Source organism: Bartonella sp. AP4SXKL (assembly GCF_042195845.1).
Taxonomy (GTDB): Bacteria; Pseudomonadota; Alphaproteobacteria; order Rhizobiales; family Rhizobiaceae; genus Bartonella.
The window spans coordinates 25,685-32,682 of record NZ_JBHIPA010000015.1; the positions used below are offsets into that span (position 1 = coordinate 25,685).

At 36.5% G+C, this 6,998-nt stretch carries 6 protein-coding genes; 1 reads left to right on the top strand and 5 read right to left on the bottom strand.

The window, feature by feature from the left end; all coding sequences use genetic code 11:
- Positions 1–1,184: 1,184 nt before the first annotated feature.
- Together ACFIMI_RS07895 and ACFIMI_RS07900 are read right to left on the bottom strand one after the other, a co-directional pair.
- Positions 1,185–2,186: a bifunctional riboflavin kinase/FAD synthetase gene (locus ACFIMI_RS07895; protein WP_375636852.1), complete on the bottom strand. Its 1,002-nt coding sequence runs from the start codon at positions 2,184–2,186 to the stop codon at positions 1,185–1,187.
- Positions 2,186–3,031 carry a TIGR01459 family HAD-type hydrolase gene (locus ACFIMI_RS07900; protein WP_375660101.1) on the bottom strand — a complete coding sequence of 282 codons (846 nt, stop codon included), beginning with the start codon at positions 3,029–3,031 and terminating at the stop codon, positions 2,186–2,188. Before ACFIMI_RS07900 ends, ACFIMI_RS07895 begins: the two co-directional genes overlap by 1 nt.
- 1,194 nt (positions 3,032–4,225) lie before the next feature.
- On the opposite strand from ACFIMI_RS07900, the gene ACFIMI_RS07905 reads away from it, so the two are divergent.
- Complete coding sequence (locus tag ACFIMI_RS07905; protein WP_375613566.1) at positions 4,226–4,585, top strand: helix-turn-helix domain-containing protein; 360 nt, start codon at positions 4,226–4,228, stop codon at positions 4,583–4,585.
- Positions 4,586–5,450: 865 nt separating this feature from the next.
- Here the strand turns inward: ACFIMI_RS07905 and ACFIMI_RS07910 are convergent.
- The 3 genes from ACFIMI_RS07910 to ACFIMI_RS07920 form a co-directional block, all read right to left on the bottom strand.
- Positions 5,451–5,843 carry a helix-turn-helix domain-containing protein gene (locus ACFIMI_RS07910; protein WP_375660029.1) on the bottom strand — a complete coding sequence of 131 codons (393 nt, stop codon included), beginning with the start codon at positions 5,841–5,843 and terminating at the stop codon, positions 5,451–5,453.
- A gap of 65 nt (positions 5,844–5,908) precedes the next feature.
- The gene (locus tag ACFIMI_RS07915) at positions 5,909–6,694 is read right to left on the bottom strand and encodes a DNA adenine methylase (RefSeq protein ID WP_375654459.1); all 786 of its coding nucleotides are present in this window, start codon (positions 6,692–6,694) and stop codon (positions 5,909–5,911) included.
- 24 nt (positions 6,695–6,718) lie between these two features.
- Positions 6,719–6,949 carry a hypothetical protein gene (locus ACFIMI_RS07920; protein WP_375692428.1) on the bottom strand — a complete coding sequence of 77 codons (231 nt, stop codon included), beginning with the start codon at positions 6,947–6,949 and terminating at the stop codon, positions 6,719–6,721.
- Between the last annotated feature and the right edge of the window lie 49 nt (positions 6,950–6,998).

A 6,998-nucleotide genomic window follows, 5' to 3' on the forward strand; every position in this document is an offset into this window, starting at 1 on the left:
GAAGCTGTTATTTTCATGATTTAAGAGATATTTCTCTGGACCCTTTTGAAAGTGGCAAACCCGAATGTAAAAAGACTGTCATCTGGACTGATTTTCCCCTTGATAACTTCATATTTTTCCCCAATAAGGCTGTAGATTGATTTCAGAGATTATCCAAATGAATATAGCAATAGACTCTCCCCATCTGGTATACAAAAGCTGTAACAGTAGAGAGAGCACTAAAGCGCCTTAATCCTTATCTCAAACATACTGCTCGCGTTGAGAATCGCTAAACAAAAAGTTTTATGAGAAAAACAACAAAACATTATTGGCTTTGTGTTTTCATATCCTTACAAGACTGTCTTTCCTTTGCATTATAGGCGTTACATTTGTGAAAGACAAAGGAAATATATGGATAGTTTTTAACTTAAAAATCTGAAAGATTGACGTGTTACGACAACAAAATTGTGCCTTTATCCATCAAAAGCATTAGAAATTTTGAAACAATACACCTGCTTTCTCGCAATGATTTCTTTTATCTACAATCAATCGCAGTCTCCTTAATATGCATTCCCCATCACAATATACAAGAGAAACGAAACTTAAAGCATTTTCCAGCAGCTTCATTCTCGTTTACGTGATTGGTCAGCACGAAAACTGCTGCTGACCACTAATCTTCTTCACAAGACTCGACAAACAAAACTTTTGTAAAAATATTCATTACATAATACAAAATATCACATGCGTAAGGTTACACGAACCAACTCTCATCATAAACGATGATACGGCATAAATGACATAATAAGCCAAATTAGAAAAAAGAAACAATAACCTTTTAAAATAAAAAAAGTCATCAATTAAATTTTATCAAACTATAAGCTTAAAATCGCAAGAAATTTTAAAAACAGCCTTTCTCCTTCTTCACGTCTATTATTGCTAAATAGGCTGGTTGCTTATTCTTTACTGCATCTTTTATGACGAGTTTTAACGGATCAGAAAGAAACAAGCAGTAAAGTTTTGAATGACAACAAAAACCATAACGTTAACTTTGAAAAAAATGATGCCAAAATCAGATCTTCAGATATTCGATTCTCCCTCTCAACAACGGAAAAAACATATATTCCACGATGTTTTGGAATATATGTTTGTGATTATAATCACTTTAAGTGCTATTTTTACGGCTCTTCTCTCTTTTTCAGATCAGTTTAGGACATATTTTTAAAAGTAAGCAGCCTATCCAACGTTGATAATGGTTGTACTGTCTTTAAAATTTCTTTTGCTTTTTTTTCATCACGATGCATTTGCGCAATCAAAGGTTCAAGCCCATCAAATTTTTCTTGTCCTCGCAAAAACTGGAAAAAAGAAACGGTACAGCTTTCCCCATAAAGGTCGTCGTTAAAGTCAAACAAATAGGTTTCCAAAAGGGGCGCACCATCTTTAACAACCGTTGGACGACAACCAAAGCTTGCAACACCATCATACAAAACACCGTTCGCACGACGCAAACGTACCGCATAAACACCATGAGCCAAACGAACTTGGGGAGGCAACATTTGATTAGCGGTAGGAAATCCCAAAAGACGTCCAAGTTTTTCACCTTGAATAATATTGGAGCGTATCCGATAGTGATACCCTAACAAATGGGCTGCTTTGTCCACTTCCCCTTGTGAGAGAAGTTGCCGAATAAAACTCGAGGAAATGATCAAAGATTGTGAATCTTGAGAACGAGAAACGCAAGAAACTTGCACAACCTCAAATCCATATTTCTCTCCCCTTTGGCAAAGAAGATGTACATTTCCGCTTTTCTGATGACCAAATTGAAAATTTTCGCCTGTCACCACAACTGAAACATCAAAAACTTCCTTTAAAAACGACTTGATAAATTCGTCCGCTGAAAGAGCGGCAAACTGTGCATCAAACGGCTGTTCAATCACGCAGTCAAAGCCAAGGGTTTTAAAAATTTCAGCTTTTTCAGCTGCCTCTGTCAAACGATAGACAGGAGCTGAATGTTGAAAAAAACTTCTTGGATGGGGTTCAAAGGTTAAAACAACTGCTGGTTTCTTTTTTATACGGGCGAAATCAAGCGCTTTTTGCAACACCACCTGATGTCCGCAATGAACACCATCAAAATTTCCAAGTGCCAACACTGCTCCCCGCCAAGCCGAGGGAAACATATGAATTCCCTGAAGACGCAAAAAATTAGTCATTACTGAAGTGCCCACATGATTGCTTGTGGTTTATAACCATGACGTTCAAGAAAAGAATGCAAAGCTTGCTTATCAACCACACCATTTTGCGTATAATCATAATGATGAATCCCCCCCATAATATAAAGGGCATCAAGACCAAAATGAGCCGCCCCCTTAATATCCGTTAAAAGACCATCACCAATAGCTAAAACTTGACTTTTTTCTACTGTTCCCCGTATTTTTTGAAGTTTTTCAAAGGCACATTCATAAATAGGCGCGTGAGGTTTTCCAGCAATGCGCACCTCCCCCCCTAATTGTTGATAAAGACGAGCCAATGCACCAGCGCACCAAAATTCTTTATTTCCATAATGGACAATCACATCTGGGTTCGCACAAATAAAAGGTAAATTCCGCGACCGCATGCGACGAAACATCTCCTCATAAGCAGAGGGTTCTTCGTCAAAATCTTCAAGAAAACCGCTACAGACGACAACAGAAGCCTCCCATTCTTCAACAAATTCACACTCTAACCCTTCAAACAGCACCAAATCATGCTGTGGACCAATGAAAAAAACTTTACGCGGAGCAGTCAGAATAAGATCGCGCGTTACATCCCCTGAAGTGATAATGGCATCATAATAGTCGCTATGAACATTCATACTTTGTAATTGAGCAGCAACATCTTCCCGTAGCCGAGGAGAATTGGTCAATAAAATGACAGTTTTTCCCATTTGTCGGATTTTATACAACGCCTTCAACGCTGGTTCAAATGCATGTACACCGTTATGCACAACACCCCACACATCACAAAAAACAGCATCATAATGCGCTATAATAGTCTCAATATGGGTAACTTCATTCATGGTGCACCTATCTCTATTTGTCATTTAAAGCTGTCTTTTACTTCAAAATTACTTACCGAAAGATAATACTTGTGTCATCTGCTTTCTCAAACCATATCCCAACTTTTTATCGTCTATAGAGATCATAAGAAATGATAAAATAACTAAGTTATCATTAAGTTGTGCAAAATTCTAAAATGCTTGATAGCAAAAGCTTATCATTCCCCAATGCTATTTTTCTCATAAAAATTTTAATTCTAACAACAACGACGTTGATAGAGTTTTTTATCTAAAATACTCAAATTCTTCACTGAGAAAATAAACGTATCCCCCTCTTAAAAACATGCATCATGAGAAAGCCCAATATATTTTCTCATTTCAAATTTGTTTATATTGAATCAATCAAAACCTATTCGCTTACATATTATAAGCAGAGAGCGTACAGATAAAAACACGTGAAGAAAGAAAAAATAGCTCTTAGGCTCCCTTTCAAAGGCAAAAACTGTCGTAATATTTTGAACTGGCAGAGAGTATGTGCCGTCCGAGCATCTTTTTTTCAGTAAAGATAGCAATATAGCTTTTATCCCATTCATAGAGGCTTTTACGCTATATACTTTACGAAGCACCATTGTAAAATAGGCGCTAACATTGAGAAATATCTTCTAAAACAAACATGTGAATATACAACAATAAGATCTATAATGTTTTGAGTTTATTTTGCATGAGGGCTCTTTACTCATAAAAGCTTTCCCCTATCATCATGATATCTCAGACGCATCAAAACAAATCATTTTGATTATTGGTTAAGGACAGCACCGTAAGCGGTAACTTGAGCTTAAAAACCAAGGTTTACCTTCGTAAAATGCATATCTGATGTCATGAGTTGAGTAAGCAAACCTTAAAACTTTGAAAGGCAAACAACCTCCTATTTAAAAAAATCTATCCGTCTCAAGAAAAACTATTTTTATTGCCAATCTCCTAAAATTACTTTATGAATCGAAAAATGTTTTGATCGCATACGCAACGATCAAAAGGGGTCTTGAAAACCCGAAACCCTAGCGTAAAAATAAACCCACTATGTGGGTATCCCGGAATTCCGGGAGATTTTGCTATGTCCAGGTGCTCCAAGCACTAAAAGCAAAATGCTGACTAGGGTTCAGTGTTTTCAAGCTCCCGGAATACCAATGCGAGGGCGCTCGCACCTGGAGGGGGAAAATGCAAGCTCAAAATCTTAATATTGATCTTTTTGTAGGCAAAAAAATTCGCTTTAGGCGAAAAGTGCTAAAAATGTCTCAAAAAACATTAGGGCATCATTTAGGTGTCACTTTTCAACAAATCCAAAAGTATGAAAAAGGCTTAAATCGCGTGAGCGCAGGACGTTTAAAGGAAATTTCCGATATTTTGAATGTTCCACTTGCCTTTTTTTACACTGATATCATCAAAAAAGACAACACCCCGTACCATTATGATGAAATCGCCTCGAGCAAAGAGGAATATTTGCTTTTAAAAAGTTTTAGAGTCCTCACATCTGTCAAGCAGAAAGCAATTTTAAACTTAATTTGTGATCAAAATTAAAACGCTTTAAAAGCATAGCTATAGGGTACTACATGCCCTATTCTTGGCTTTCTCCCCACACCCCAAAAGGATGCCCCCCCTCAAACCGGTTGATAAACGATCCGCCTTCTCAAAAATAACTCCTTCTCAGCTTCCCATTTCATATGGTTCCTTTCACAAAATTATATAAACAAGCCCTCCCTTGAATATTCATCACACTCTCTTATCAAAACACCCCTATAAAGTTTTATATCTTATATCACCACACCCGCAAACAATAGCGTTTTACAGCACAACAGAATAAGTATTTATCCGTATTTAAAGAGCGGCCCCCTTTTCGCTATCGACGCTCTATTTATTTTAAATGATGTACATTTAATATACCTGCTATTAAAGACTTAGTATCTGTTATAAAGTCTTAAAGGCATATTTTCCCTCTAAAATCTCAATGCTACACCAACTCTACCGTAAGGCAAAACATTGATTTATAAAGATAATTTATTATTTTACATGTTGAATGAGAATCCAGAATATCGTAAGATTCTTTCATTTCAGACTTGTTCCATGTTGAATCAACCAAAACTATATCTCTTGCAGGTTACAAGTGGGAAGAGGCGTATGGATAAAAACTATTAAGTAAGAATTAAAAATGCCTCAAACGAACCGTCTCAATTACCAAGAGCTGTAAGCAACACCCACAAGCTGACAAACTGTGTGATGGTGCAAGGCTTACTCCGTTATGAAGCGTAAAGATGGGGGGCTCAATGGATTTACCCTTATACCCTTTACGGATAACATGTAAGTTTTATGTAAAAATAACTTGCTGTATTTATACAGCTTTTTTACTGTGAGGGACGCGTAAATAAAAGTTAGGGAATAGGATTTTCTAACATTTGTCTACAACAGTAGCATTTTCTTTTCTTTGCGCTTCGCTAATCATCTCTAATAATGTTTTGAATGCTTCTAAATCCTCTTGTGAAAAATCTTTTAAAGTTCTAAAAAACATGCCAACAGCTTCACCTCTCAACGGATCAGAAGTCTTGATTGTAAAACTTTTGCGACAAGCATCCGATTCTCTTCTCAAAATTTCTGCTACCTCTTGATCTAAAGCATAGAGTTCAATTATCTTTTCCTCCAGTCCTACAGGAACAGATTTTTTGCCAATTTCTACAGCAGATAAAAATGATACAGATATGTCTAATTTCTTAGCCATATCTAAGAGGCGTTCGGAGTGATCAATGCGAAGTTTCCGTAAAATTTTACCAAAAGATGTAACCATATAAAAAGTCCTATTAGAGAAGAAATATTTTCTTCTGATTCTAACAAATCTTTTTATGATTTTCTTCAATTATTACGAATCAAGAGTTCTTTTCGGGGTGGTTTTTTAGCAAAACCAGAGGTCCAAAGGGTCTCTAATTCTAAAAAGTCAAAATCCTTAAAAATCTCTCGAACCGCATCACAATCATTCAGACTCAAGACAAATTTGCCTTGTATGCTTTTGAGAACTTTTGCCATACTCACAAAATCATCTTCAACAAAATTCCCAGAGCTATAACACTTCTTCTTCACAAGATAAGGCGGGTCTAGGTAAAATAAACTGTCGGGTGCATCAAATAGCTCGATAACCCGTTCCCACGACAAATTTAAGATTGTCGTATCAAGAAGCTTCTGTCTAACACGTCGCATCCTTGATAACAGCTTATCGGGATTAAATGCTATAGGCTTTTTCCTTCCAAAGCCAAAAGAGACATACTCTTTTTTCCCATACATCACACAACGTTGGAGAAACAAAAAACGGGCGGCTCTTTCAACTTTGGAAAGGCTTTCTGGATCAATCGCCGCAAGTTCAAAAAACAACTGTCTTGAACAAACAAACCATTCTAGTCGTTTGGCTAAATCATCAAAGTTATTTTGAACACATTGAAACAGGTTCGTGATCTCTCCATTCAAATCATTAATCACGGAATATTTTGCTGGTCTTTTATTTAGGAAAATAACACCAGAGCCTAAAAACGGTTCAACATAGGTTTCATGGTCAATATTATTTAAAATCGGTATAATTTTCTTACGCAGATAGTGTTTACCACCCATCCACGCAAACAATGTTTGTGTAAATTCTTGTTTCATCATATTTTTAAAGGAGAGATTTGATATCTAACTTTTTGTTATCCATCTTTTAAGATGTGAGAAGCTATTCTCTATGGCGTCCACAAAACGGGAAAAATCTATTACAAACATAAAGACAATAAAGGCTATCAATTTCATGATGCGTGACATCATCTTTAAGCCTTGATAGGTCTCTATCATCTCGTGAAGGAGCTGTTGTTCTGTTTCTGTAAGACCTTTATCTTTGCTGTTTCGTTTCTTGACCATCTTTCCAACCACATAAATGGGCTCCCTGCTTGTTATGCTTCAAAATATCTCTTGCAAGGTT

Bases quoted from the DNA above. Each gene is read 5' to 3' on its own strand.
- ACFIMI_RS07895 (WP_375636852.1), bottom strand. From the start codon at position 2,186: ATGACTAATTTTTTGCGTCTTCAGGGAATTCATATGTTTCCCTCGGCT.
- ACFIMI_RS07900 (WP_375660101.1), bottom strand. From the start codon at position 3,031: ATGAATGAAGTTACCCATATTGAGACTATTATAGCGCATTATGATGCT.
- ACFIMI_RS07905 (WP_375613566.1), top strand. From the start codon at position 4,226: ATGCAAGCTCAAAATCTTAATATTGATCTTTTTGTAGGCAAAAAAATT.
- ACFIMI_RS07910 (WP_375660029.1), bottom strand. From the start codon at position 5,843: ATGGTTACATCTTTTGGTAAAATTTTACGGAAACTTCGCATTGATCAC.
- ACFIMI_RS07915 (WP_375654459.1), bottom strand. From the start codon at position 6,694: ATGATGAAACAAGAATTTACACAAACATTGTTTGCGTGGATGGGTGGT.